This is a genomic window from Micromonospora sp. NPDC085948 (assembly GCF_040686315.1).
Classification (GTDB): Bacteria; Actinomycetota; Actinomycetes; order Mycobacteriales; family Micromonosporaceae; genus Micromonospora.
Genome location: NZ_JBFBJW010000015.1, coordinates 157,993 through 182,411, shown reverse-complemented (window position 1 = coordinate 182,411; position 24,419 = coordinate 157,993). Strand labels below are relative to the sequence as shown.

Sequence of the window (24,419 nt, the reverse complement as noted above, 5' to 3'; positions counted from 1 at the left end):
AGGACATGCCGCTGACCGAGGCCGCGCAGACCGTCCAGGTCTCCGCCTACCCCGACGCCTACGCCCAGTGGGAGCAGCAGGCCACCGACCTCGTCAGCCAGCACTGGAACAGCTGACCCACCGCACTACCGCACTACCGGACTACACGGACCGCTGGCCGGCACCCCGCAAACCGGGTGCCGGCCAGCGGCGTATCCGCCGCCCGGTCGGTGCTCCGCGCTGACCACCGCACTGGCCGCGTCCCGCTCCGCCGAGATCGAACGCGGCTGAGCGGTGAGGTGCCCGACGCACCTCTCGGGCGTGCCGGGGAGCTGATTACCCCGACCTGATCGGTGGTTGTTCGCAGATCTTGGACAGTTTCCGTTCGCGCGAAACGGTAACTGTCCAAGATCTAACCGACCGCCGACCGCCGACCGCCGACCGCCGACCGCCGACCGCCGACCGCCGACCGCCACTGCGCGACCGCCCACCGCGGCCAAGATCGTGCTCGATCCTGGTTGTAGTCCCCTCGATCGGCAACGGTGGCCACTACAACAAGGATCGAGCACGATCTTGCAAGGGCAAGGGCAAGGGCAAGGGCAAGGGCAAGGGCAAGGGCAAGGGCAAGGGCAAGGGCAAGGGCAAGGGCACCAGCACCAGCACCAGCACCAGCACGTCCGCGACTGCCGCCGCGCGACCGCCCGCCGTGACCGCGACTGCCACCGCGACCGTTACCCCCACCGCGACCGCACGATCGCCACTGCGACTGCCGCCGCGACCGCACGACCACGGCCGCGCGGACTGCCATCGCGACCGTTATCCCTACCGCGAGCGCGCGACGCTGACCGCGCTGCCGGCCACCGTCGTGTGGCGGCTTGGCGGTAGGGAGGGGCGTGGGAACAACGTGGGGGCCTGGCTGGTTGTGGAGGGTGTCGGTGTGACTCAGTGTCCCCGGGCCTCACCTAATATCGCCTTCGCGGAATACCGTTCGGCTGGAGCCGCGTCGCGCCACTCGCCGCGAGGCGACCTGCACACCGACACCAGCGCCGCCCCGGCCCACAAGGCCGGGGCGGCGCTGTCTGCCTGCCCCCGCTCGCGAACATGTCTCGGCTGGCCTATGTTCATGGGGTCGCTCGCGTGGGAGGGGGTGTCGGGGCATGGGTCTGCGGACCTTCATCGAGGGTTGGCCGGTCTACCGGCAGCTCACCGGCACGGACCCGCTGGGCCGGGGTGCTGCGGCCCAGTCCGCCCGGTCGGCAGCGTTGACCGCCCGCACCGAGGACGCCGACAGCGTCGCCCGTTCGGTCTGCCCGTACTGCGCGGTGGGTTGTGGTCAGCGGGTGTACGTCAAGGACGGCCAGGTCAGCCAGATCGAGGGCGACCCGGACAGCCCGATCTCGCGGGGTCGACTGTGCCCGAAGGGTTCGGCCAGTAAGAGTCTGGTGACCAGTCCGCTGCGGCAGACGACGGTTCGTTACCGCCGTCCGTACTCGACGCAGTGGGAGGATCTGGACCTCGACACCGCGCTGGACATGATTGCCGACCGGATGCTCGCGGCCCGTGAGCAGACCTGGGAGGACGTCGACGTCGAGGGTCGGCCGCTGAACCGGACGCTGGGTTTTTCCAGCCTGGGTGGGGCGACGCTGGACAACGAGGAGAACTACCTCATCAAGAAGTTGTTCACCGCGATGGGGGCTCTCCAAATCGAGAACCAGGCCCGTATTTGACACTCCGCCACCGTCCCCGGTCTGGGGGCCAGCTTCGGTCGTGGCGGTGCGACGGATTTCCAGCAGGACATCGCCAACGCTGACGTCATCATCATCCAGGGGTCGAACATGGCTGAGGCGCACCCGGTGGGTTTCCAGTGGGTGATGGAGGCCAAGCGCAACGGCGCGAAGGTGTTCCACGTCGATCCCCGGTTCACCCGCACCAGCGCGGTCGCGGACGCGTACCTGCCGATCCGGGCGGGCACGGACATCGCCCTGCTCGGCGGGGTGGTGCGCTACATCCTGGACAACGAGTTGGACTTCCGCGAGTACGTGCTGTCGTACACCAACGCGGCGACGATCGTCAGCGAGGAGTTCGTCGACACCGAGGACGGCGACGGGTTCTTCTCCGGGTTCGACCCGGAGACCGGCAGCTACGTGCAGGACAGCTGGCAGTACGCGGGGCACGAGGGTTCGTCCGGCAGTGGGCACACCGACCAGGAGCGGGACAGCGCCGCGGGGCTGACGCACGAGTCGCACGGCGCGCGGGTGAGCGGGCAGACCGAACGCGACGAGACGTTGCAGCATCCGCGCTGCGTCTACCAGATCCTCAAGCGGCACTTCGCCCGCTACACCCCGGAGATGGTGGAGCGGGTCTGCGGGATCCCGCGGGAGCAGTTCCTGGAGTTGGCGCAGGCGTGGACGCGCAACTCCGGTCGGGACCGCACCGGCATGCTGATCTATTCGGTGGGGTGGACGCAGCACAGCGTGGGTGTGCAGTACATCCGCACCGGCGCGATCATCCAGCTGCTGCTCGGCAACATGGGTCGCCCCGGTGGCGGGGTGATGGCGCTGCGGGGGCACGCCAGCATTCAGGGCTCGACGGACATTCCGACGCTGTTCAACCTGCTGCCCGGGTACCTGCCGATGCCGCACCACGCCGAGCACCCGAGCTTCGACGAGTGGGTGGACAGCATCCGCCACCCCGGCCAGAAGGGGTTCTGGGGCAACGCGCGGTCGTTCGCGGCCAGCCTGCTCAAGGCGTACTGGGGTGACGCGGCGACGCCGGAGAACGACTTCTGTTACGGGTACCTGCCCCGGTTGACCGGTGATCACGGCACCTACCAGCAGGTGCTCAACATGATCGACGGGAAGATCAAGGGATACTTCCTGCTGGGTCAGAACCCGGCGGTCGGCTCCGCGCACGGCCGGGCGCAGCGCCTCGGCATGGCCAACCTCGACTGGTTGGTCGTCCGGGACCTGTTCATGATCGAGAGCGCCACGTTCTGGCAGAACGGCCCGGAGGTCGCCACCGGGGAGATCGTGCCCGAGGAGTGCCGGACCGAGGTGTTCTTCCTGCCCGCCGCCTCGCATGTGGAGAAGGAGGGCACGTTCACCCAGACGCAGCGGCTGTTGCAGTGGCGGGAGAAGGCCGTCGAGCCGCCGGGCGACGCCCGCTCCGAGCTGTGGTTCTTCTACCACCTGGGTCGCAAGCTGCGGGAGAAGCTGGCCGACTCGGAGCTGCCGCGCGACCGGGCACTGCTCGACCTCACCTGGGACTACCCCACCCACGGCCCGCACGCGGAGCCGAGCGCCGAGTCGGTGCTGCGCGAGATCAACGGGTACGACGTGGCGAGCGGCCGCCCACTGTCCAGCTTCGCCGAGGCCCGCGCGGACGGTTCCACCGCGATCGGCTGTTGGATCTACACCGGGGTGTACGCCGACGGCGTGAACCAGGCGGCGCGGCGCAAGTCCCGACACGAGCAGGACTGGGTGGCCGCCGAGTGGGGGTGGGCGTGGCCGGCGAACCGACGCATCCTCTACAACCGTGCCTCCGCCGACCCGGACGGCAACCCGTGGAGTGAGCGCAAACGTTACGTGTGGTGGGACGCGGAGAAGGGCGAGTGGACCGGTTACGACGTGCCGGACTTCGAGAAGACCAAACCGCCGTCGTACCGGCCGCCACCCGGCGCGTCCGGCACGGAGGGCATCGCCGGTGACGACCCGTTCGTGATGCAGGGTGACGGCAAGGGTTGGCTGTACGCGCCCAGCGGTGTCCTGGACGGACCCATGCCCACGCACTACGAGCCGGTGGAGTCGCCGGTGCGTAACCCGCTCTACCGGCAGCAGGCCAACCCGACCCGCAAGATGTACGCGCATCCGGTGAACTCGGTGAACCCGAGCCCACCGCAGGAGCACAGTCAGGTGTTCCCGTACGTGTTCACGGTCAGCCGGCTCACCGAGCACCACACCGCCGGTGGGATGAGTCGGACCGTCCGGACGCTTGCCGAGCTGCAACCGGAGATGTTCGTGGAGGTGTCACCGGAGTTGGCCAGCGAGGCGGGGCTGACCCATCTGGGGTGGGCGCACCTGGTCAGTGGTCGCGCGGTGATCGAGGCGAAGGTGTTGGTGACCGATCGGCTCACTCCGCTGCGGGTGGACGGTCGGATCATCCACCAGGTGTGGTTGCCGTACCACTTCGGTTTCGAGGGTCTGGTGACCGGCGACTCGGCCAACGACCTGTTCGGGATCAGTCTGGATCCGAACGTCCTGATCCAGGAGAGCAAGGTCGGCACCTGCGATGTCCGGCCGGGCCGGCGGCCCACCGGGCCGGCGTTGCTCGACCTGGTGGCCGACTACCAGCGGCGCGCCGGGATCACCCCCGGCCAGCACGCCCCGACCGTCACCACCGACAGCCCGGGGGAGGAGCGCGGTGATTCCTGACCCGAACAGCCTGTACGGCCCGTTGGATCCGGCACCCGAGGCGGGTTACGAGAACGCGCCGCCGCGGATGGGGTTCTTCACCGACACCAGCGTCTGCATCGGTTGCAAGGCCTGCGAGGTGGCCTGCAAGGAGTGGAACGGCGTCCCGGGAAGTGGCCTGGACCTGCTCGGCATGTCGTACGACAACACCGGCGCGCTGACCGCGAACTCGTGGCGACACGTGGCGTTCATCGAGCAACCCCGGCCGGCCGGGCACCGCGCCCCGCCGTTCGCGGGCATGCCGACCGGCGGTTCGGTCAGCGCGGCGTCGGCGGCCGTGGCGGCTGGCACCAGTCAGGGCACCGGCACGGACCCGGGGGTGCCGACCGGCTCGCCGTCCGCCGCCGCGCGGATGGCCGGAGGCGCGCCGGCGGATGTGCTCGGCGCCCCGCTCGCCGCCGGTCCGACCGCCGCGGGCCAGGGTGGCGCGGGCCAGGGTGGCGCGGGTCCGCAGTTCCTGGGGATGCCGGGGGCGCAGCCGCCGGGGCGGGGGACGGGCGTCGAGGAGCGTACCGATTTCCGGTGGTTGATGATGTCGGATGTCTGTAAGCACTGCACGCATGCGGCTTGTTTGGATGTGTGTCCGACGGGTTCGTTGTTCCGGACGGAGTTCGGGACGGTGGTGGTGCAGGAGGACATCTGCAACGGGTGTGGGTACTGCATTTCGGCGTGTCCGTATGGGGTGATCGATCAGCGTAAGGATGACGGTCGGGCGTGGAAGTGCACACTGTGTTATGACCGGTTGGGTGCGGGGATGACGCCGGCGTGTGCGCAGGCGTGTCCGACGGAGTCGATCCAGTACGGGCCCCTGGAGGAGTTGCGGGAGCGGGCGGCCACGCGGGTGGCGACGTTGCGGGGGCGGGGGGTGCCGGAGGCTCGCCTGTACGGGCACGACCCGCATGACGGTGTGGGTGGTGACGGGGCGTTCTTCCTGTTGTTGGACGAGCCCGAGGTGTACGGGTTGCCGCCGGACCCGGTCGTGACCACCCGTGACCTGCCGAAGATGTGGAAGCGCGCCGGGCTCGCCGCCCTCACCATGGCGGCGGCGACCGTCGCCGCGTTCGTCGGACGTTCCTCGTGAACGCCCACCGCCCCGAGGTGGGTGACCGCTTCCGCCGCTTCCGCGACCGGCTCACCGCCAACGACTCCGGCCCGTCGGCCGCCGCCGACACCGGCCCACTGGACCTGACCTCGCAGCAGCGGCGCACCGCAGAACCCCCCGGCCGGCGGGGCGGGCGTCGCGGAGGCGGGCGTCGCGGCGGTGGCGAGGAACTGCGGGTGCCGGAGGCCGAGTTCACCTCGTACTACGGTCGGCCGATCCTCAAGGCGCCGGTCTGGAAGTGGGACATCGCGGCGTACCTGTTCACCGGTGGGCTGGCGGCCGGCTCGTCGCTGCTCGCCGCGGGTGGGCAGTTCACCGGGCGGCCGGCGCTGCGTCGCGCCGGTCGGGTGACCGCGCTGGCGGCCGTCAGCGCCAGCGCCGTCTTCCTGATCCGGGACCTGGGCCGGCCGGCGCGGTTCCACCACATGCTGCGGGTGGCCAAGCCGACCTCGCCGATGTCGATGGGCACCTGGATCCTCACCGCGTACGGGCCGGCCGCGGGCGTCGCCGCGATCGCCGAGGTCGCTGGCCGGCTGCCTCGGCACGGCCCGCTCGGGCTGGCCGGCCGGGCGTTGCCGCCGCTCGGGCACGCCGCCGGGCTGCTCGCCGCCGGGACCGCGCCCGCGCTGGCCACGTACACCGGGGTCCTGCTCGCCGACACGGCGGTGCCGTCGTGGCACGAGGCGTACCCCGAGTTGCCGGTGATCTTCGCGGGCAGCGCCCTGGCCAGCGGCGCCGGCGTGGGTCTGCTCGCCGCGCCGTCGGCGCAGGCGGGTCCGGCCCGCCGGATGGCGGTGGCCGGCGCGGCCCTGGAGTTGTACGGCACGCACCGGGTGGAGACCCGCCTCGGCCTGCTCAGTGAGCCCTACCGGCAGGGCCGGCCCGGTCGGCTGCTGCGTGCCAGCCGGATGCTGACCGTCGGTGGGGTCGCCGGTGCGCTGCTCGGTCGGCGCAGCCGGGCGGTCAGCGCGCTGTCCGGTGCCGCGCTGCTGGCCGCGTCGGTGGCGACCCGGTTCGGCATCTTCTACGGTGGCGTCGCCTCCGCCCGTGACCCTCGCTACACGGTGGTGCCGCAGCGTGCGCGGGCCGACGCCCGACGAACCGGCATGGATCTTCCAGCTGATCGGGCGGCCCCGCCCGCGGTGTGATCGAATGTCCGATGGAGGCGTTCAGGCGGCTGGTGCCCCTCCCGGTCTTCAAAACCGGAGTGGTCCGGGACCCGGGCCAGGCGGGTTCGATTCCCGTCCGTCTCCGCCAAACCGCAGCAGGAGATGACGCGATGGGCGACGGGCTGGTGGACCCGCGACGCCGGGTGCCCCGCACCGACACGCTGCTCGCCGACCCGCTGCTGGCCGCGGCCAGCGCGACGCTGGGCCGGGACCAGGTCAAGGCGGTCGTCGTCCGCGCCCAGGAGCAGGCCCGCCGCGGCGAGATCAACCCCGATGAGGTACGCGACGCCGCGGTCGCCGCGTTGCCCGCACCCGGACCCCGGGCGGTGCTCAACGCGACAGGTGTCGTGCTGCACACCAACCTGGGCCGGGCGCCCCTGTCGCCCACCGCGGTCGCCGCGGTGGTGGCCGCCGCCGGGCACACCGACGTGGAGTTGGACCTGAGCACCGGCCGACGGGCCCGCCGTGGCCGCGACGCGCTCGACGCCCTGGCCGCCGCCGTGCCCGACGCGGGCGCCGTGCACGTGGTCAACAACGGCGCCGCCGCGCTGGTGCTGGCCGCGACCGCGCTGGCCAACGACCGGGAGATCGTGGTCAGCCGCGGCGAACTCGTCGAGATCGGCGACGGTTTCCGCCTACCCGACCTGTTGGAGAGCACCGGCGCTCGCCTGCGGGAGGTGGGCACCACCAACCGCACCACCCTCGCGGACTACGCCGCCGCGCTCGGCCCGCAGACCGGCTTCGTGCTCAAGGTGCACCCGTCGAACTTCCAGGTCACCGGCTTCACCTCGGCCACCCCGGTACGCCAACTGGCCACCCTCGGCGTGCCCGTCGTCGCCGACATCGGCTCCGGTCTGCTCAGCGCGGATCCGTTGCTGCCCGACGAACCGGACGCGGCCAGCACGCTGCGCGCGGGTGCCGCGCTTGTCACCGCCAGCGGTGACAAGCTGCTCGGCGGCCCGCAGGCGGGCTTGCTGCTCGGCGACGTCGCGCTGATCGACCGGCTGCGCCGCCACCCGCTGGCCCGGGCGTTGCGGGTGGACAAGCTCACCCTGGCCGCGCTGGCCGCCACCCTGCACCGACCGGACACCCCCACCCGCACCGCCCTGCACGCCGACCCGGCCGCCCTGCGGGATCGGGTGGAGCGGCTGCGGGACCGGCTCGGCGCGGACGGCCGTAAGGCGGAGGTGGTGCCGGCCGTCGCGGTGGTCGGCGGCGGCGGCGCCCCCGGCGTGGAGTTGGACTCGTGGGCGCTGAGCCTGCCCGAGCGCTACGCCGGGCCGCTGCGCACCGGGGACCAGCCGGTGCTCGGCCGGGTGGTGCGGGGCCGACTCCTGCTCGACCTGCGGTGTGTGCCCGTCGAGGCCGACGACGCCGTCCGCGCGGCCGTGCTGCGCGTACCCGGGGACGACTGAGCGTGTTCGTCGTCGCCACCGCCGGACACGTCGACCACGGCAAGTCGACACTGGTCCGGGCGCTGACCGGGATGGAACCCGACCGGTGGGCCGAGGAACGTCGCCGGGGCATGACCATCGACCTGGGCTTCGCCTGGACGACGCTGCCCTCCGGCGCCACCATCGCCTTCGTCGACGTGCCCGGTCACGAACGGTTCGTGCCGAACATGCTCGCCGGTGTCGGCCCGGTGCCGGCGGCGCTGATCGTGGTCGCCGCCGACGAGGGGTGGATGCCGCAGTCCGCCGAGCACCTGGCCGCGCTGGACGCGCTCGGCGTCGGGTACGGCCTGCTGGCGGTGACCCGCGCGGACCTGGCCGATCCGGGGCCGGCGACGGCCCGCGCCCGCGCCGAGATCGGCGCGACGAGCCTCGGTGCGGTGGAGGCGGTGGCGGTCAGCGGCCGTACCGGCGCCGGTCTGCCGGAGCTGCGGGCCGCCCTGGACCGGCTCACCGCCCGACTGCCGGCGCCCACCGTCGAGGACCCGGTCCGGCTCTGGGTCGACCGCAGCTTCACGGTGCGGGGCAGCGGCACCGTCGTCACCGGCACCCTCGGCGCCGGCCGGCTGCGGGTGGGCGACGTGCTGGAGGTGGCCGGTGCCGACGAGCCGGTCCGGGTACGTGGCCTGCACTCGCTCGGTGAGGCCCGACCGGAGGCCGCCGCGGTGGCCCGGGTGGCGGTCAACCTGCGCGGTACGCCCCGCGACCGGCTCGGCCGCGGCGACGCGCTGCTCACCCCGGGCCGGTTCCAGCACACCGACCTCGTGGACGTCCGGCTCACCGGCGACCCGGCCGCCGACCTGCCGGCCACCCTCACCCTGCACGTCGGGTCGGCGGCGGTGCCGGTGCGGGTCCGACCGCTCGGCGCGGACACCGTACGGCTGCGCCTGTCCCGTGCGCTGCCGCTGCTGGTGGGCGACCGGGCGCTGCTGCGGGACCCGGGCCGGCACCACGTGACCGGCGGGGTACGGGTGCTGGACGTGGTGCCGCCGCCGCTGGCCCGCCGGGGTGCCGCGGCCGCCCGCGCGCAGGTCCTGGCCGCGCTTGACGGTCGACCCGAGCTGGCCGGTGAGCTGCGCCGCCGGCGGCTGGTCCGAGCCGGCGCGTTGCTCCGGATGGGCGTACCGGTGCAGGCCGCGCCGGTGGCCGGTGACTGGTTGGCCGACCCCGAGCACTGGCGGTGGCTCGGCGACCGGGTGAGCGAGGAGGTCACCCGCCACGCGCGGGAACACCCGTTGGAGCCCGGGATGCCGGTGGACGCGCTGCGCCAGCGCCTCGGCCTGCCGGACCGGGTACTGGTCGAGGCGCTGGTCCGGCCGCCGCTGCGGATCCACGCCGGGCGGGTCGGCGCGGCGGACGCCGACGCGTTGCCCGAACCGGTGGCCCGAGCCGTGCGGCGGGTCCGCGACGAGTACGGCGAGCGGCCGTTCCGTGCTCCCGAGGCGGACCGTCTCGTCGACCTGGGACTGGGTCCCCGGGAGATCGGCGCGGCGGTGCGGGCCGGTGCCCTGCTGCGGTTGGCCGACAACGTGGTGCTGCTGCCCGACGCGCTCGACGACGCGGTCCGGGTGCTGGCGGGGCTGCCGCAGCCGTTCACGCTCTCCGCGGCCCGGCAGGCGTTGGACACCACCCGCCGGGTGGCGGTGCCGCTGCTGGAGTTGCTGGACCGTCGCGGTGCGACCCGACGACTGCCCGACGACGCCCGGATCGTCGTCACCTGAGCCCGCGACACCCCGCCCCGGTCGGCATCCGGACCGTTGAGCCGCCCGTTCCCGCGCTGGTTTCGCGACCCGGCCGGGGCTGACAGGACCGTCCCGGGGTGCGACGGTAGAGCGATGGTCGAGCTGATCCCGACCCGGTCGCGGCCCGCCGACGGTCGATGGCGTGCGGCCCTCCCGGTGGCACTGCGCTGGGGGTTGCCGGTGCTGTGGGTGCTGTGGGCATCCCTGGCCTGGTGGGTGGAGCCCCGCGAGTCGACGCAGGCCCAGCTCGACCGGGATCTCGCGGCCGGCCGGGTGGTGACCTTCCAACGGGCGTACGGCTGGGCCGACGACGACGCGTACTGGGGCAGCCGTCCCCGGCTACAGTACGCGACGAACGGCGGAATGCTCGCCTGGAGCATGCCCAACGGCCAGACCCGGTACGCGTACGTCGACCCGCCCGCCTCGGACTCGTCAGGCGTCGAGCCGGACCTGTCGGCGACCGCGGGGTGGGACGAAAGGCTCGCCGCCGTGGCCGATCCGTGGCAGGGCGCGGCCGCCACCGCGCAGCGGATCGCGCACGCCGCCGCCGTGCTCGCCGGCGTGGTGACCGTGCTGTGGCTGGCCAGGCTGATCGGGGGTGCGCCGCCGCTGGCCGGCACCCGGTGGTTCTGGTTCTGGATCGGGCTGCTGCCCTTCGGGCTGGGAGTGCTGGCCTGGTCGTACCGGGAGGCGTGGAGACCGCGGGCAGCGCCGGCCGCCGACCGTGGCTCGGGCTGGCGTGGCCTCGGCTGGTTGATCCTCGCCGGGATCGGCATCGCCATGCTGGTGTCCGTCGCCCAACGGCTGCTCGGCACGACGGTGGTCCCGGGCTAACCGCCCCCCGGCTGGTTGGCGGTCACCTACGGTGACGCCATGGACCCTTCGGCGGTCTGGCGGGACCGGCAGCACCGGTGGCGGATCGAGGCGTACCGCGCGCCCGATCTGCGGTTCGCCATCTACGCCACCAGCGGCCCCACCGAATCGGTGCCGCTGTGGCTGTTCGGTATGTCGGCGTTGGCCCGCTGGTTGATGACCCACGCCATCTCGCTTGACGACCTGGAGGTCGACTGAGCGGTGGCGCGGGCGCAAACCGGACCCGGGACCGGCTCCGCTGCGGTTGAGTGACCTGAGGCGGCGGACGGGGGTGCGCGATGGGTGGTCAGCTCCTGCAGGTGGCGCTGGTGGCCGTACTGGTGCTGGTCAACGCCGCGCTCTCCGGCAGCGAGATGGCGTTGGTGACGCTGCGCGAGGGGCAGTTGCGGCGGCTGGGGCGCCGGTCGCGCGCCGGAGACCGGTTGGTGCAGTTGTCCCGCGACCCGAACCGCTACCTGGCCACCATCCAGCTCGGCATCACCCTCGCCGGTTTCCTCGCCTCGGCGGCGGCCGCGGTGTCGCTGGCCGAGCCGTTCGTCGGTCCGCTGGGCTTCCTCGGCGGTGCGGCCCGCCCCGCCGCGGTGCTGCTGGTGACCGTGCTGCTGACGTTCGTCACGCTGGTGCTCGGCGAGTTGGCGCCCAAACGACTGGCGATGCAGCGGGCGGAGCGTTGGGCGTTGCTCAGCGCCGGCCCGCTGGACCTGCTCGCCCGGGCGTCGCGGCCGGCGGTGTGGCTGCTCAGCCGGGCCACCGACACCGTGGTACGGCTGGCCGGCGGTGACCCGCGGGCCAACCGCGCGGAGATGACCGAGGAGGAGTTGCGCGAGATGCTGGCCAGCCAGCGCGGCCTGTCGGCCCAGCAGCGGGAGATCCTGACCGGCGCGTTCGACATCGCCGGCCGGACGTTGCGGGAGATCCTGGTGGCCCGCCGGGAGGTGATGACGCTGCCGGGCAACCTGACCGCCGACGAGGGGGTACGCCGGCTCGCCGCCGCCGGCCGGTCCCGCGCCCCGGTCACCGGTCCCGGCGGTCTGGACGAGCTGCTCGGGGTGGTGCACATCCGCGACCTGGTGCGGGCTGGCACCGCGCCGGTGGGGGACCGGGTGCGCACGCCGGTGCTGCTGCCGGTGACCCTGCCGGTCGCCGACGCGTTGCGCCAACTCCGTCAGGAGCATCAGCAACTGGCCCTGGCGGTCGACGAGCACGGCGGCATCGACGGCCTGGTCACCATGGAGGATCTGCTGGCCGAGGTGGTCGGCGAGCTGTACGACGAGACCGACCGGGACGTGCACGGGGTGATCAGGGAGGAGGACGGCGCCCTGCTGGTGCCTGGTGACTTCCCGCTGCACGACCTGCCCGACCTGGGGGTGCGGCTGCGCTTCCCGTTGTCCCGGGACTACACCACGGTGGCCGGGTTGGTGCTGGCCCGACTGCGGCACCTGCCCGACCGGCCGGGGGAGACGGTACGGCTACCCGGGTTGACGCTGGAGGTGGTGGAGGTCGCCGACCGGGCGGTGCGGCGGGTGCGGTTGCGCGGGTTCACGGCCGAGGGGTGACCGGGTCGCCCGGACGGGGGACAGCAGTGCCGAAAAAGCTCGCCGGGAAGGCGGCCCGCCTACGGTGCGATTCGTGAAGGACCGAGGTTTGCGTACGTTCGTCACCGTGCTGGCCGGCCTCGCGGTGATCTACTTCGGCAGCGCCGGGCGCAGCCCCGAGGAGGGCCGTGGGATCTCCGGCGGGGTGGTGGTCCTGGCGTTGCTCGCCGCGTTGCTGGTGTGGCACCTGACTCGGCCGGGGGACAAGACGGTGAAGTGAGCGGTCTCAGCGGGCGGCGACCCGGGTGACCTCGCCGGCGGACTCCTCGCCGAGCGCCACCCGCACCAGCGCCGAGGCGAGCCGACCGAAGTCCGGTTCGTCGACCAGGCCGGCCAGTCCGTCCGGGGAGCCCGGCAGACCCAGCCGCTTCGCCCCGGCCAGTGCCCGACGGTCGGCGTACGGGCGCAGGTCCGACCAGACCGTCTGCGCCTCGCGCAGGTAGATGTCCGCGCCGGTGGGGCCGATGCCGGGGAACTCGGTGAGGCGTCGACGCAGCCCGGCCGGGTCACCCTGGGCCTCGCGGTGTAGTCGGCGCAGGTCACCGTGCCAGCGGTCCAGGCACAACCGGGCGCCGGTGCCGAGCATGGTGGCGGTCCGCTCGTCGTAGCGGCGGTAGTGTCCCCGGCCCAGCGCGTCGACGCGGTCCTGCCAGCTGGCCGCCTCCATCGCCTGCGGTGTGCGGTAGCCCGCGGCGAACAGCTCCCGCGCGGCGTCCACGGCCACACACGCCCGGATCCGGGTGCTCAGCAGGGTGGTCAGCACCAGCAGTTGGTAAAGCGGCCGGGGGCGGTCGGCGAGCTGGATGCCGGCTTCCTCCGCGTAGGTGCGGCCACGCCGGTCCAGCAGGACTCGCGCCACTGTTCGATCGTTGCCCACACCGCACGGTTACCCACTGCGTGGCCCGCTAGCCGTCGCGCCGGCGAGCGCTGTCGGAATGCCACCGGAGTGGACGGGTATGCCGGCGGTGGAGGCGGTCGATGCCGTCCGCCGTATCCGGAGGGAGACACCTGTGGTCAACCCGCAGCAGGAGGAGTTCCGGCGCAACGCCAAGGGCGCCACCAGCCAGGACAGCAAGGGACCGACGCCGACCGGGCACCCGCTCAACCGTGGCTCGTCGCGCGGTGACGAGGGTCGGCCGGTGCCCAAGGGGCAGGTGTCGCCGTACGGCCCGGCCGGTGAACCGGTGGCCGAGGACGACAGCGACACCCGCTAACGGCCCCTAGCGTGACGGCCGCCGCAACCTGTTCCAGGTCGCGGCGGCCGTCAGCCCGTACGCGAGGTGCGGGATGATGTCGGAGATCCAGTCGGAGCGCCGCCAGGTACGCGGGTCGCTGATGCCGAGCACGGTGATCGACCCGTCGGTCATCGTCATCACGCCGGCGCCGAGCAGGCCGGTGGCCACCGGCAGCGGTTGGCGCCGACCACCGGCGTAGAGCGCGAACGCGACGCCCGCGGCGATGCCGAGCCCGTAGCCGATCAGGGGTCCCAGGCCCGAGCGGCGGTTCACCGCCCGACCGTCGGACCCCAGGCTGACGTGCGCGATCCCGGCCAGCCGGTCGACGGTCTCCTGGGGAACGTCGCTCTCCGGCCGTCCCCGCAGGGCCATGTCGAGGAAGCTGACCACGTTCAGCGCGGCGCTGCCGACGGCGCCAGCGATGGCACCGTCGGCAAGGTCGACCTTCCTCACTTCGGGTCGCCCGGTTCGCGCTCGCTCTTGGGGCCGTACGCGCGGTCGCCGCGAACCACGCCCCGCTGGCCACGGTCCTCCTGGAGGATCCGGTTCGCGACCTGGTTGGCCTTGCCGTCGGGCACCCGACGTCCGGAGTCGTCGATCGCGTTGCGCAACCGCGCCCGCTGCTTGTCGTAGGCGTTACTGCCCGGCCGTGGTCCTGGCATGTGGTGCCTCCTTCGTCGGTCTGGGCATCTGCTGTCGCCCTCGTCGCCGTCGGCGTACCGCGGCCGTCTACCCGTCTGGCGGCCGGTGAACCCCTCGCGGTCCTAGCGGGGGGCGTGCACCACGGCGACCGGGCACCGCGCGTGGTGCAGCATCGACTGGCTCACCGACCCCAGCAGCAACCCGGTCACCTCGCCGCGCCCCTGCCCGCCCACCACCGCCAGTTGCGCGGAGCGGGACGCCTCGGCCAGCACGGCGCCGGTGCGGCCGTGCACCGCCCGGCAGGTCAACCGCAGCCCTCGGTGGTGCTCGGTCAGGCCGGTCAGCCACTCGGCGAGCATCCGTTCCTGCTCGCCGTGCAGCGTCGCGTCGTCGTACACCAGGGGTTGCATGTCGCCGGGGCCGCTGCTGCCGGGGTGCTGGTAGGCGTGCACCGCCAGCAGCGGCACGCCGCGCGACACGGCGGTCTCGGCGGCGAAGTCGGCCGCCAGGCGGGAGGCCGGCGAGCCGTCCACCGCGACCAGCACCGGCTCGTCGGGTCGTTGCGCGCCGCGGGCCACCAGCACCGGACAGTCGGCGTACGCGGCGACCTGCACCGCGACCGAGCCGACCAGCAGCGCCGAGAAACCACCCAGCCCCCGGTCACCGAGCACGATGAGCGCGGCGGTGGGGGACTCGCCCACCAGCACCGCGGCGGCCTCACCGTCGATGATCTCGCCGGAGATCGGCAGCCCGGGTACGGTCGCCTCGGCCTCGGCCACCGCGGCCTGGACCAGCTCCTCGGCCCGGTGTCGCAGGCCACCGCCGGGCGGCGCGCCCGGGGCGGGGGCGGCGGGCACGTGCAGCAACGGCCAGATGAACCCGTGCACGATCCGCAGTGGCCGGTGCCGGCGCGCTGCCTCGGTGGCGGCGAGGCGGACAGCGCGCAGGGCCGGCGGTGAGCCGTCCACGCCGACCACGACCGCCGCGCTGTTCGCCGAGTTCACCGCCCACCTCCCGCTCGGGGTCAGTATCGCGGGCAGGACCGCCCCCGCGCCGTGATACCGCTGAGCGCGTCGGGGTCGGTACGCTGGCGACGATCGGTCCGGAGGGAGGATTGTCGATGGGTGAACCGGACCAGCCGAGCACCGGCCGCATGATCGACTTTTGGCTCGGTGGGGAGCACCACTTTCCGGTCGACGTGGCCGCGGCGAGTGCGTTCGAGCAGGCGTACGGCCCGTGCGCGCCGGTGTTCCGGGAGCTGCGGGCGTTCCTGGGCCGGGCGGTGCGGGCCATGGTCGCCCAGGGTGTGGATGGTTTCCTGGTGTTCGGCGCCGGGGTGCCCACGATGGGCAACGTGCACGAGGTCGCCGTCGACGCGACGGTGCTCTACACCGACGTCGACCCGGTGACCATCCGGCTGGGGCAGAGCATCCTCGCCGGCAGTGGCCGGGCCGGCTACGGTTTCGGTGACGCCACCGACATCGGCACGGTCGACCCGGCGCAGATGCACCGCTTCGTGCCGGGCTGGGGCCGCCGGCCGGTCGGGGTGGTCTTCCTCGGGCTCGCGGCGTTCCTCGACGACGCCACGCTGACCCACACGCTCGACGAGTTGTACGCCGCCGCGGCGCCGGGCAGCCTGCTCGTGGTGGACTTCGACACCGAGGAGCTGGCGGGTCACCCGCAGGCGCTGGCGATGATGGGCCCACAGTTCCGGATGCGCCCACCGAGGGCGTTCGCGCCGCTGCTGGGCCGCTGGGCGCCGACGGCGGACGGGATCGTGCCGGTCGCGCGGTGGCGGCCGGAGGGTCCGCCCGCGCAGGTGCCCGACGCGTTCCACGGCGTGCTCGCGTCCCGTGGTCACGACTGACCGCAGCGGTTCGCCGTCCGGGGGTGTCCGTATGATGCTTGCCCTGTAGCAAGCTTCTGGAGAGGACGACAATGGTGGAGCCGCCGGACGTGGTGTCGCGCGCGCTGCGCGAGGCCCCGCCCGACCAGTTGGCCGAGGCGGCGGACCAGGCGATCCGCTCGACGCTGGGTGCGCTGCGCACCGACGTCTTCGTCGCCGACTATCGGATCAGCGGGCTCTGGCCGGTGCTGGACCCGGACCTGGCGGCGGCCGGCTCCCTCTCCCGCCACACCGTGGCGCAGCGGTGCTTCAGCAGCCAGCAACCGGTACGCGACGCCGCCGGCGACGGCCCCTGTCGGCTCTACCTGCCGTTGACCCTGTGGGGGGAGCGGCTGGGCGTGCTGTTGATCGAGCTGCCGGCCGTACCGAATCCGACAGTCACCGGCCACGCGACCGACATCGCCGCCGCCCTCGCGGTGGCGATGCGGGCGGCGGACCGGGGGACCGACAGGTACCGGCGGGCCCGTCGCCGTGAGCGACTCACGATGGCCGCCGAGATGCAGTGGGACCTGCTGCCCGGTCGCAGCGTGGCGCACCACGCGTTCGCGCTCGCCGGGCAACTGGAGCCGGCGTACACCGTGGGTGGGGACCACTTCGACTGGTCGCTGGACGGCGACCGTCTCACCGTGACGGTGCTCAACGGTGAGGGCAGTGGGCTGGCCGCGTCGATGCTGACCGCCGTCACGGTCAACGCGATGCGCAACGCCCGGCGCTCCGGCGGCGGCCTGGTGGAGCAGGCCGAGCTCGCCTCGGACACGGTTTTCTATCAGCACCGGGGCCGCCGGTACGTGGCGACCCTGCTGCTCGACGTCGACACCCGCACCGGCCGGGTCGGTGCGGTCGACGCGGGTTCCCCGCACCTGCTGCGGATGCGGGGGGCCACGGTGGAGCCGATGAAGCTGGATCAGCAGTTGCCGCTGGGGATGTTCGCCGAGACCCGCTACGAGGTGCAGGAGTTGTACCTCGAGCCGGGGGACCGGCTCTTCGTGGTCAGCGACGGGGTGTGGGCCGCCGAGCCGCCGGGTGAGGAGCCGTACGGCGATCGGGAGATGGCTCGCTCGCTGCGCGCCACGCGGTTGCAGCCGGCGGCCGAGGCGGTTGGTACGGTGATGCGCGAACTGCACGCCTACCACGCGGACTCCGATCTGCGCGACGACGCCGTCGTGGTGTGTCTGGACTGGCACGGTCCGCGTGAGCGGGGCAGCGGGTGAGGGTCGCCGCCGCCTCGTCTGGTGGGCACCAGCGCGACGACGGCAGGGGACATCGGGTGGAGCGACCTGAAGATCTCGCCGCGGCGATCGCCGCGGCTGCCGGGACGCTGATCGCCGTGCTCGACTCGTCGGCGTCGGGGCATCAGGTGCCGCCCACGCAGTTGCGGGTGTTGACGTTGATCAGCAGCCGAGCGGAAACCAATGTCAACGGGTTGGCGGAGCTGCTCGACGTGGTGCCGTCGTCGGCGAGCCGCCTCTGTGACCGGCTGGAGGCGACCGGGCTGTTGCGGCGGGTGGCCGATCCCCGCGACCGGCGTGAGGTGCGGTTGGTGCCCACGCCCGCGGCGTTGGCGCTGCTGGGGGACCTGGCCGAGCGGCGCCGCCGTGCGGTGCAGTCGGTGCTGGATCGGATGCCGGGCAGGACGCAGCACGATCTGTGGCTGGCGTTGGTCGCGTTCGGCCGGGCGGCGACCCAGTCGGTGCCCGAGCAGCAGACCGACCCGGCGGCACAGACGGCCTGAACCCTCGCTTCCACTAGTATCCTAGGACGCTCTACGCGTGGTGATCCACGCCACAGTGCGACACAGTCGCGCCAAACGCACGGTGACGGCGCCGGGCGAGCGGAGGCAGGCCCGATATAGTGACAGCGCACTTACCCGGCCCGTGATCTTCGAGATCGCGGGCCGGATCAGGGAACAGGCCCCACCCCGGGGCCGCAGGGGGAGCCGGCGCGGGCCGGCCCGACAGCGCGTACGACCCTCCGCCGCGCCCGACGTCGGCCGAGGGTCCTTGCCGTGGAGGAGGATCGGTGTCGCGTCCGGCTCGGGCAGAGCAACCGCGGGACACCGGTGACGAGGCCCCCGGCAACCAGGTGCTCACCCTGCCCAACCTGATCAGCTTCGTACGGCTGCTGGGCGTACCCCTCTTCCTCTACCTGTTCCTGGTCGAGCGCGCCGACGTGGCGGCGATCGTCGTCCTGGCCATCGGTGGCACCACGGACTGGGTCGACGGCTGGATCGCCCGCCGCCTGCACCAGGTGAGTCGCCTCGGGGAGTTGCTCGACCCGTTCGCCGACCGGCTCTACATCCTCGCCACCCTTGTCGCCTTCACCGTGCGGGAGGTGGTGCCGTGGCAGTTCACCGCGGCGTTGCTGGCCCGCGAGTTGCTGCTGCTCGGCTCGCTGGCGGTGCTGCGCCGCTACGGGTACGGGCCGCCGCCGGTGCACTACGTGGGTAAGACCGCCACGTTCCTGCTGCTGGCGGCGTTCCCGGTGCTGCTGTTGGCCAGCGAGTGGAGCGCGGCGGCGACGGCGACGGCCGCGATCGGTTGGGCGTTGGCGTGGTGGGGGTTGGTGCTCTACTGGGTGGCCGGCGGGATGTACGTGGTGCAGGCGGCGCGGCTGGTGCGCGCGGCGCGTGGCCCGGGAGCGGCGGCATGAGCGCGCCGCAGCCGGGCAAACCCCGCCCGGACCGGGTGTACGCGCCGGATTTCCTCACCGAGTTGTTCCGCAACCCGCTCGATCCGGGCTACGCGGATGCGGCGGCTGCCCGTCGGCGCTCGGAATCCACCGGGTCGGCGCGGGGGTGGCGGGCGTGGCCGGCACGGTCGGTCAGTCTGGTCGTGGTGGTGCTGCTCGGTTTCCTGTTCGCGGTCGCCTACCGGCAGACGATGGCGGACGAGCCGGGGCGGGCCCAGGCTCGTTCCGGTCTGGTGGCGCAGATCAAGGAGCGCGAGGGCACGACCGACCGGTTGTCCACGCGCGCGGACCAGTTGCGCGAGGAGGTCAGTCGGCAGCGGGACGCGGCGTTGAGCGGGTCGGCGGCGGCTCGGCTGCGGGACCTGGAGGCGAGCACCGGCCTGGGTCGGGTACGCGGCGACGGCGTGGTGGTGCGGTTGGCGGACGGGCCGGGTAACGCGGACGCGGTGACGGGGGCTGGTGCGGGGCCGTCGCGGGTGTTGTACAGCGATCTGCAGGGTGTGGCGAACGCGTTGTGGAGTGCCGGTGCGGAGGCGGTCGCCATCAACGGGCAGCGGTTGACCTCGACGTCGACGATCCGTACGGCGGGTGATGCGATCCTTGTGGATTTCCGGCCGGTGATGGGGCCGTACGAGGTGTCGGCGGTCGGGCCGGGTTCGATGCGGCGCAGGTTCGAGGACAGCCGCAACGCGGATGTGATGCGTGAGGTCGCGCAGAAGACCGGGTTGTCGTTCGGTGTGCGGGAGGCCGATGACCTCACCCTGCCGGCGGCTCCGGAGCCGCAGCTACGCTACGCGAAGCCGTCGGCCAGTCCGAGCCCTTCCGCGTCGGGTGTCCGGTCCGGCAGTCCTGGGTCGTCCGGTCCGACGACGACCGTTAGCCCCTCCGGAGGTGGCCGATGATCGCGGTGCTGGCGTTGCTTGCCGGTGTGGTGCTGGGTGTGTGGCTTGATCCCACGGTGCCGGCGGCGTTGCAGCCGTACCTGCCGATCGCGGTGGTGGCCGCGTTGGACGCGGTGTTCGGTGGGGTGCGGGCCCGGTTGGACCGCATCTTCGACGACAAGCAGTTCGTGGTGTCGTTCATTTCGAACGTGCTGGTCGCTGGTCTGATCGTGTATCTGGGTGACCAGCTCGGGGTGGGCGGGCAGTTGTCCACCGGCGTGGTCGTCGTGTTGGGTGTCCGCATCTTCGGCAACGTGGCGGCGATCCGTCGGCACCTGTTCCGGGCGTAGGTTTGACAGCGATGAGTGATGAGCAGAGCGACACGGGGACCGGGTGGCCGCAGCCGGGTGGACCGGCACGGCCGGGTGGGCCGGCGGGTGAGCCGGATCCTCGTCCGGACGCACCGGATCCGGACGAGCTGAGCCCGTTGGCCCCGCAGGAGCCGGTGCGGCCGCAGGAGCGGCCGGACGAGGAGCCCGCGGTGGAGCGGGTCGACGACGGCGCGACGGTGGACCTGAGCGCGGTGTCGCGGTCGGAGGAGCCGGTGGCGACGTCGGACGGGTTGGGTGAGCCGGCCGGGGAGTCGGTGGCGGCGCCTCCGGTGGCGGCGGGTCGGTTCCGGTGGAGTACGGCCGGTGTGATGATCGTGGCGTTGTTGGTGTTGCTGGGGTTCACGTTGGTCGTGCAGTTGAAGACGACGTCGACGGATCCGACGTTGGGGGCGACGCGCCAGGAGGACCTGGTGCGGATTCTGTCGGATCTGGATGCGCGGGAGAGTCGGCTTCAGCAGGATATTCGTGCCCTGGAGGACAGTCAGCGGCAGTTGCGATCGGGTGAGCAGGGTCGTCAGGCGGCGTTGGACGAGGCGACGCGGCGGGCGAACGAGTTGGGCATTCTGGCGGGTACGTTGCCGGCGGTGGGGCCGGGGTTGACGGTGCAGTTCGATGCGGGTGTCAAGCCGATCACGGCGACCCGGGTGTTGGACGCGGTGCAGGAGTTGCGGGGTGCGGGCGCGGAGGCGATGCAGATCGCCGGTGGTGACCGTGCGACGGTGCGGATCATCGCGTCGACGTACTTCCTCGATGGGGACAACGGGTCGTTGGTGGTGGAGGGGCGTCGGTTGACGGGGCCGTACACGATCACGGTGATCGGTGATCCGGCGACGATGCGTACGGCGTTGAACATTCCTGGTGGGGTGGTGGCGTCGGTCCGGGGTGTCGGCGGTAACGTGACGTTTGGGGAGCGTGAGGTTGCCGAGGTTTCGGCGCTGCACGCGCCGATCAAGTTGGAACACGCCCGTCCGGTCTCCTGACCGGCGCGGCCGCGCCGGGCCCGGGTGGTCCGGGGCACCGATGGATGAAGGACGCGTCTGGTGATTCCTGAGGATCTGCGATACACCGCCGAGCATGAGTGGGTGGCGGGTGACGGCACGGGTTCGATCCGGGTCGGTATCACGCACTTCGCGCAGGACGCGCTGGGTGACATCGTGTACGTGCAGTTGCCCGAGGCGGGCGCGGTGGTAGCGGCCGGTGATTCGTTGGGCGAGATCGAGTCGACCAAGAGTGTGTCGGAGATCTACGCGCCGGTCGCCGGTACGGTGGTGGCGCCCAACGAGGCGTTGGGTGACACACCGGAGCTGATCAACACTGATCCGTACGGTGCGGGTTGGTTGGTGGAGATCACGCCGAACGATCCGACGGCGACGGATGGGTTGCTGACGGCGGCGGCTTATCAGAAGATCACCGAAGGCTGAGTGTGCGTGATCCGGTGCGTGGGTTGTGTGCGCGCGTCCGGTTGCCCTGCATTTCGGCGCTGGCTAGGCTCGCCCAGTCGACCGAGAACCCAAATAGTTGAGCGTTGTGGAATTGCCTTCCCGGGCACGGGGAGCCAGCCGCCGGGTGTTCACGTGCCCGGCGGCCAGACCCGCCATTACCCGACGCCGACCGAACAGATCCGTGAGGTGGTCCCATGACGCGGCCAGACGACGAGTTCCCCCCGCTCGACGTCACTTCGACGCTCAATCTCGGTTCGCTTGACGAAGTGCTGGAAGGGCCGGACACCGATGTGGTGCCGAGCCGGATGTCCGGCTCGTTGCCGCCGGGTATGGCGCTGCTGGTGGTTCGTCGAGGTCCGAATGCGGGTGCCCGGTTCCTGTTGGACCACGATGTGACGACCAGTGGCCGGCATCCGGACAGTGACATCTTCCTCGATGACGTGACGGTGTCGCGTCGGCACGCGGAGTTCCACCGTGATGGTGGGACGTTCACGGTGCGGGACGTGGGTAGCCTGAATGGCACGTACGTGAATCGTGAGCGGGTTGAGGCGGCCACGTTGAGCAATGGTGACGAGGTTCAGATCGGTAAGTTCCGGGTGGTGTTCATCGCCGGTCCGCGCCCGGAGGAGGAGGCCGGCCGGGGGTGAACGAGCCTGCGGCCTCCATGTCACCCGGGGCGGCTCGGTCTGAGCCGTTGATGAGCATCGGTGAGGTGCTTGGGCAGTTGCGGGTGGATTTCCCGGACACGACGATTTCGAAGCTGCGGTTTCTTGAGGCTGAGGGTTTGGTCGAGCCGCAGCGGACGGCGGCGGGTTACCGGAAGTACAGCTGGGACGATGTGGCGCGGTTGCGGTTCGTGTTGACCGCGCAGCGGGACAAGTACCTGCCGTTGCGGGTGATCCGTGAGCAGTTGGCCCAGTGGGATTCGTCTGGTGAGCAGCCGGGGCGGTCGCGGCCGGCGTTGGTGGCGGTTGGTCCTGATGGTGCGGTGCCGGGTCGTGAGTCGGTGGAGCCGGCCGAGTCGTCGCAGGTGCGGCTCGGCCGGGCGGAGCTGGTGACCCGGAGTGGGATCGACGAGTCGACGCTTGGGGAGTTGGAGCGGCTCGGTGTGCTGGTGTCGGATCCGCCGGGGTGGTATGACGGGGATGCGTTGATCATCGCTTCGGCGGTGGCGGGGTTGGCGTCGTACGGGTTGGAGCCGCGGCATCTGCGGGGTTACCGGACGGCGGCGGATCGCGAGGTTGGTTTGTTCGCTCAGTTGGTGGCGCCGTTGGCGCGGCAGAGCGATCCGGCGGCGCGGGCTCGGGCGGCGGAGACGGCGCGTGAGTTGGTCGCGTTGTCGGAGCAGTTGCACGCGGCGTTGGTGCGGGTGGGTTTGCGGTCGACGTTGGGTCGGTGAGGGGTCCCGGTGGGTGGTGGCTGAGCGGAAAGATCTCTTCCGGGAAGCGTGCCGTAGGCTTGCCGGGGTAACCCCTTTCCGGCGCGGGCGTGGTGCGGTAGCGCACGGGACGACCGTGTCGCGGTCCGTGTACCGTGCAGGGAAGGGCGCGGTGCGGCGTAGGTGACAACGACACGGAGGCGGCGGTGCGCGAGCTGAGCGTGGTCGGAGTTCGGGTGGAGCTGCCTAGCAACCAGCCGATCGTCCTGCTCAGGGAGGTCGAGGGTGACCGCTATCTGCCGATCTGGATCGGCGCGGTCGAGGCCACGGCTATCGCTTATGAGCAGCAGGGGGTCAAGCCGGCCCGACCGTTGACGCATGATCTTCTGCGGGATGTGTTGGCGGCGTTGAAGGCGCCCTTGCAGGCGGTGGAGATCACCGAGCTCAAGGAGAACGTGTTCTACGCGGATCTGTTGATCGGTGATGGGGTGCGGGTGTCGGCGCGTCCGAGCGATTCGATCGCGTTGGCGTTGCGGGTCGGTGCGCCGATTCGTTGTGCTGAGCAGGTCCTCAGCGAGGCGGGGATCGTCATTCCTGATGAGCAGGAGGACGAGGTGGAGAAGTTCCGGGAGTTCCTGGAGCAGGTGCGTCCGGAGGACTTCGCGGGCTGAGGTGGGCCGTGTGCTCGCTCCCGGGTGGGTGGTCCCCGGTGCGGTTGGTGATCTTTCTCGGTGGCGGCGCGGCGTGTCGTGTCGGTTCCTCCGTGGTAACCCCTGAGGGTGGCGATAGGGTTGCCGTGTCGAGGGGTGCGCGTCCCGGAAACGACGCGTCGCCACACTGACGGGGGAGGTTGTCCGGATGCACGAGCCGCGGGATCCCGATCCAGGCACGGAGTTCGACGAGTCGGGTGCCTCGTCGCCAGGTGTGGCGGCTGAGGGTGACGGTTCGGTCGGCTACCGGGGTGTGACGGCCTGCCACGCGGTGGGCATCAGTTACCGGCAGTTGGATTACTGGGCGCGGACGGCGCTGGTGGTGCCGAGTGTGCGGGACGCCTCGGGTTCGGGTACGCAGCGGTTGTATTCGTTCCGGGACCTGGTGGTGTTGAAGGTCGTGAAGCGGTTGTTGGATGCGGGGGTGTCCCTGCAGAACATCCGCAAGGCGATTGAGGCGTTGCGGTCGCGTGGTGTGGAGGATCTGGCCGGGATCACGTTGATCTCCGATGGGACGACGGTGTACGAGTGTCGGTCTCCGGAGGAGGTGGTCGACCTGTTGCAGGGTGGCCAGGGTGTCTTCGGGATCGCGATCGGTGGGGCGTTCAAGGAGATCCAGGGGTCGTTGTCGCATCTGCCGGCGGAGCCGGCGACGAGCGCTCCGGTGGAGCCTGCGGTGGCGTCGGGTTCGGATCCGGTGGGTGACGAGTTGGCGGCGCGGCGGGCGCGGCGGCGGGCTGGCTGAGCGCGGTTTTTTCGGTTGGT

Annotated in this window: 26 protein-coding genes and 1 tRNA gene; 23 read left to right on the top strand and 4 right to left on the bottom strand. The window is 72.0% G+C overall.

The genetic code is table 11. The features are described from left to right. Window positions 1-1,136 precede the first annotated feature (1,136 nt). From fdh to AB0O48_RS29205, 10 genes are all read left to right on the top strand, one after another. Entirely contained in the window at window positions 1,137-4,409 is a 3,273-nt protein-coding gene (fdh, locus tag AB0O48_RS29250; protein WP_365069272.1) for a formate dehydrogenase, read from the top strand. Continuing rightward, on the top strand, window positions 4,402-5,529 hold the full coding sequence (locus tag AB0O48_RS29245; protein ID WP_365069278.1) for a 4Fe-4S dicluster domain-containing protein: 1,128 nt from the start codon (window positions 4,402-4,404) through the stop codon (window positions 5,527-5,529). Before fdh ends, AB0O48_RS29245 begins: the two co-directional genes overlap by 8 nt. Continuing rightward, complete coding sequence (gene nrfD, locus AB0O48_RS29240) at window positions 5,526-6,698, top strand: NrfD/PsrC family molybdoenzyme membrane anchor subunit (RefSeq protein ID WP_365069271.1); 1,173 nt, start codon at window positions 5,526-5,528, stop codon at window positions 6,696-6,698. The genes AB0O48_RS29245 and nrfD overlap by 4 nt, the downstream gene beginning before the upstream one ends. A gap of 13 nt (window positions 6,699-6,711) precedes the next feature. Further along, window positions 6,712-6,807 (top strand) — tRNA-Sec (locus AB0O48_RS29235). Window positions 6,808-6,829: 22 nt separating this feature from the next. Further along, a complete protein-coding gene (selA, locus tag AB0O48_RS29230; protein WP_357249131.1) occupies window positions 6,830-8,134 on the top strand; it encodes an L-seryl-tRNA(Sec) selenium transferase in 1,305 nt (434 codons plus the stop codon). A gap of 2 nt (window positions 8,135-8,136) precedes the next feature. Beyond that, a complete protein-coding gene (gene selB, locus AB0O48_RS29225) occupies window positions 8,137-9,891 on the top strand; it encodes a selenocysteine-specific translation elongation factor (RefSeq protein ID WP_365069270.1) in 1,755 nt (584 codons plus the stop codon). A gap of 114 nt (window positions 9,892-10,005) precedes the next feature. Next, the gene (locus AB0O48_RS29220; protein WP_357249143.1) at window positions 10,006-10,746 is read left to right on the top strand and encodes a hypothetical protein; all 741 of its coding nucleotides are present in this window, start codon (window positions 10,006-10,008) and stop codon (window positions 10,744-10,746) included. Between the two features lie 39 nt (window positions 10,747-10,785). Next, window positions 10,786-10,983, top strand: a complete 198-nt coding sequence (locus AB0O48_RS29215) for a hypothetical protein (RefSeq protein ID WP_110566850.1) — start codon at window positions 10,786-10,788, stop codon at window positions 10,981-10,983. Between the two features lie 80 nt (window positions 10,984-11,063). Then, the gene (locus AB0O48_RS29210) at window positions 11,064-12,341 is read left to right on the top strand and encodes a hemolysin family protein (protein WP_365069269.1); all 1,278 of its coding nucleotides are present in this window, start codon (window positions 11,064-11,066) and stop codon (window positions 12,339-12,341) included. A gap of 73 nt (window positions 12,342-12,414) precedes the next feature. Continuing rightward, a complete protein-coding gene (locus tag AB0O48_RS29205) occupies window positions 12,415-12,600 on the top strand; it encodes a hypothetical protein (RefSeq protein WP_036410487.1) in 186 nt (61 codons plus the stop codon). 6 nt (window positions 12,601-12,606) lie between these two features. Here the strand turns inward: AB0O48_RS29205 and AB0O48_RS29200 are convergent, their stop codons facing one another. Further along, complete coding sequence (locus tag AB0O48_RS29200) at window positions 12,607-13,257, bottom strand: hypothetical protein (RefSeq protein ID WP_357249149.1); 651 nt, start codon at window positions 13,255-13,257, stop codon at window positions 12,607-12,609. A gap of 133 nt (window positions 13,258-13,390) precedes the next feature. Between AB0O48_RS29200 and AB0O48_RS29195 the strand changes: the two genes are divergently transcribed. Beyond that, entirely contained in the window at window positions 13,391-13,594 is a 204-nt protein-coding gene (locus tag AB0O48_RS29195; RefSeq protein WP_088948252.1) for a hypothetical protein, read from the top strand. A gap of 6 nt (window positions 13,595-13,600) precedes the next feature. Here the strand turns inward: AB0O48_RS29195 and AB0O48_RS29190 are convergent, their stop codons facing one another. The 3 genes from AB0O48_RS29190 to AB0O48_RS29180 form a co-directional block, all read right to left on the bottom strand. Continuing rightward, window positions 13,601-14,068 carry a hypothetical protein gene (locus tag AB0O48_RS29190; protein ID WP_357573002.1) on the bottom strand — a complete coding sequence of 156 codons (468 nt, stop codon included), beginning with the start codon at window positions 14,066-14,068 and terminating at the stop codon, window positions 13,601-13,603. Next, window positions 14,065-14,277, bottom strand: a complete 213-nt coding sequence (locus tag AB0O48_RS29185; RefSeq protein ID WP_030327717.1) for a hypothetical protein — start codon at window positions 14,275-14,277, stop codon at window positions 14,065-14,067. The genes AB0O48_RS29190 and AB0O48_RS29185 overlap by 4 nt, the downstream gene beginning before the upstream one ends. A gap of 102 nt (window positions 14,278-14,379) precedes the next feature. Beyond that, window positions 14,380-15,261, bottom strand: coding sequence for a universal stress protein (locus tag AB0O48_RS29180; RefSeq protein WP_357573001.1), 882 nt, complete (start codon window positions 15,259-15,261; stop codon window positions 14,380-14,382). Window positions 15,262-15,377: 116 nt separating this feature from the next. On the opposite strand from AB0O48_RS29180, the gene AB0O48_RS29175 reads away from it, so the two are divergent. The 12 genes from AB0O48_RS29175 to AB0O48_RS29120 all read left to right on the top strand — a co-directional run bounded on the left by AB0O48_RS29175 (window position 15,378) and on the right by AB0O48_RS29120 (window position 24,399). After that, on the top strand, window positions 15,378-16,124 hold the full coding sequence (locus tag AB0O48_RS29175; protein WP_365069268.1) for an SAM-dependent methyltransferase: 747 nt from the start codon (window positions 15,378-15,380) through the stop codon (window positions 16,122-16,124). Between the two features lie 71 nt (window positions 16,125-16,195). Next, window positions 16,196-17,374 (top strand): PP2C family protein-serine/threonine phosphatase, encoded by a 1,179-nt coding sequence (locus AB0O48_RS29170; protein ID WP_357572999.1) that lies wholly within the window; start codon window positions 16,196-16,198, stop codon window positions 17,372-17,374. Window positions 17,375-17,430: 56 nt separating this feature from the next. Further along, window positions 17,431-17,895 carry a MarR family transcriptional regulator gene (locus tag AB0O48_RS29165; protein WP_357249166.1) on the top strand — a complete coding sequence of 155 codons (465 nt, stop codon included), beginning with the start codon at window positions 17,431-17,433 and terminating at the stop codon, window positions 17,893-17,895. Between the two features lie 287 nt (window positions 17,896-18,182). After that, window positions 18,183-18,812: a CDP-alcohol phosphatidyltransferase family protein gene (locus tag AB0O48_RS29160; protein WP_357572997.1), complete on the top strand. Its 630-nt coding sequence runs from the start codon at window positions 18,183-18,185 to the stop codon at window positions 18,810-18,812. Next, on the top strand, window positions 18,809-19,753 hold the full coding sequence (locus tag AB0O48_RS29155) for a DUF881 domain-containing protein (RefSeq protein WP_357249172.1): 945 nt from the start codon (window positions 18,809-18,811) through the stop codon (window positions 19,751-19,753). The genes AB0O48_RS29160 and AB0O48_RS29155 overlap by 4 nt, the downstream gene beginning before the upstream one ends. Further along, a complete protein-coding gene (locus AB0O48_RS29150; RefSeq protein WP_030327710.1) occupies window positions 19,750-20,082 on the top strand; it encodes a small basic family protein in 333 nt (110 codons plus the stop codon). The genes AB0O48_RS29155 and AB0O48_RS29150 overlap by 4 nt, the downstream gene beginning before the upstream one ends. 11 nt (window positions 20,083-20,093) lie before the next feature. After that, window positions 20,094-21,104 (top strand): DUF881 domain-containing protein, encoded by a 1,011-nt coding sequence (locus tag AB0O48_RS29145; RefSeq protein ID WP_357572996.1) that lies wholly within the window; start codon window positions 20,094-20,096, stop codon window positions 21,102-21,104. Between the two features lie 60 nt (window positions 21,105-21,164). Next, window positions 21,165-21,545, top strand: coding sequence for a glycine cleavage system protein GcvH (gcvH, locus tag AB0O48_RS29140; RefSeq protein WP_355031815.1), 381 nt, complete (start codon window positions 21,165-21,167; stop codon window positions 21,543-21,545). 215 nt (window positions 21,546-21,760) lie between these two features. Continuing rightward, window positions 21,761-22,213 (top strand): FHA domain-containing protein, encoded by a 453-nt coding sequence (locus AB0O48_RS29135; RefSeq protein WP_007071101.1) that lies wholly within the window; start codon window positions 21,761-21,763, stop codon window positions 22,211-22,213. 50 nt (window positions 22,214-22,263) lie between these two features. Then, window positions 22,264-22,965 carry a MerR family transcriptional regulator gene (locus tag AB0O48_RS29130; RefSeq protein ID WP_357249179.1) on the top strand — a complete coding sequence of 234 codons (702 nt, stop codon included), beginning with the start codon at window positions 22,264-22,266 and terminating at the stop codon, window positions 22,963-22,965. A gap of 185 nt (window positions 22,966-23,150) precedes the next feature. Then, the gene (locus tag AB0O48_RS29125; RefSeq protein WP_030327706.1) at window positions 23,151-23,615 is read left to right on the top strand and encodes a bifunctional nuclease family protein; all 465 of its coding nucleotides are present in this window, start codon (window positions 23,151-23,153) and stop codon (window positions 23,613-23,615) included. 187 nt (window positions 23,616-23,802) lie between these two features. Beyond that, window positions 23,803-24,399: a MerR family transcriptional regulator gene (locus AB0O48_RS29120; protein ID WP_357249182.1), complete on the top strand. Its 597-nt coding sequence runs from the start codon at window positions 23,803-23,805 to the stop codon at window positions 24,397-24,399. Window positions 24,400-24,419: the final 20 nt, after the last annotated feature.

Coding starts and splice junctions, on each gene's coding strand:
- selA (WP_357249131.1), top strand. CDS start 6,830: ATGGGCGACGGGCTGGTGGACCCGCGACGCCGGGTGCCCCGCACCGAC.
- AB0O48_RS29220 (WP_357249143.1), top strand. CDS start 10,006: ATGGTCGAGCTGATCCCGACCCGGTCGCGGCCCGCCGACGGTCGATGG.
- AB0O48_RS29215 (WP_110566850.1), top strand. CDS start 10,786: ATGGACCCTTCGGCGGTCTGGCGGGACCGGCAGCACCGGTGGCGGATC.
- AB0O48_RS29210 (WP_365069269.1), top strand. CDS start 11,064: ATGGGTGGTCAGCTCCTGCAGGTGGCGCTGGTGGCCGTACTGGTGCTG.
- AB0O48_RS29185 (WP_030327717.1), bottom strand. CDS start 14,277: ATGCCAGGACCACGGCCGGGCAGTAACGCCTACGACAAGCAGCGGGCG.
- AB0O48_RS29175 (WP_365069268.1), top strand. CDS start 15,378: ATGGGTGAACCGGACCAGCCGAGCACCGGCCGCATGATCGACTTTTGG.
- AB0O48_RS29170 (WP_357572999.1), top strand. CDS start 16,196: ATGGTGGAGCCGCCGGACGTGGTGTCGCGCGCGCTGCGCGAGGCCCCG.
- AB0O48_RS29155 (WP_357249172.1), top strand. CDS start 18,809: ATGAGCGCGCCGCAGCCGGGCAAACCCCGCCCGGACCGGGTGTACGCG.
- AB0O48_RS29150 (WP_030327710.1), top strand. CDS start 19,750: ATGATCGCGGTGCTGGCGTTGCTTGCCGGTGTGGTGCTGGGTGTGTGG.
- AB0O48_RS29145 (WP_357572996.1), top strand. CDS start 20,094: ATGAGTGATGAGCAGAGCGACACGGGGACCGGGTGGCCGCAGCCGGGT.
- AB0O48_RS29135 (WP_007071101.1), top strand. CDS start 21,761: ATGACGCGGCCAGACGACGAGTTCCCCCCGCTCGACGTCACTTCGACG.
- AB0O48_RS29130 (WP_357249179.1), top strand. CDS start 22,264: ATGAGCATCGGTGAGGTGCTTGGGCAGTTGCGGGTGGATTTCCCGGAC.
- AB0O48_RS29120 (WP_357249182.1), top strand. CDS start 23,803: ATGCACGAGCCGCGGGATCCCGATCCAGGCACGGAGTTCGACGAGTCG.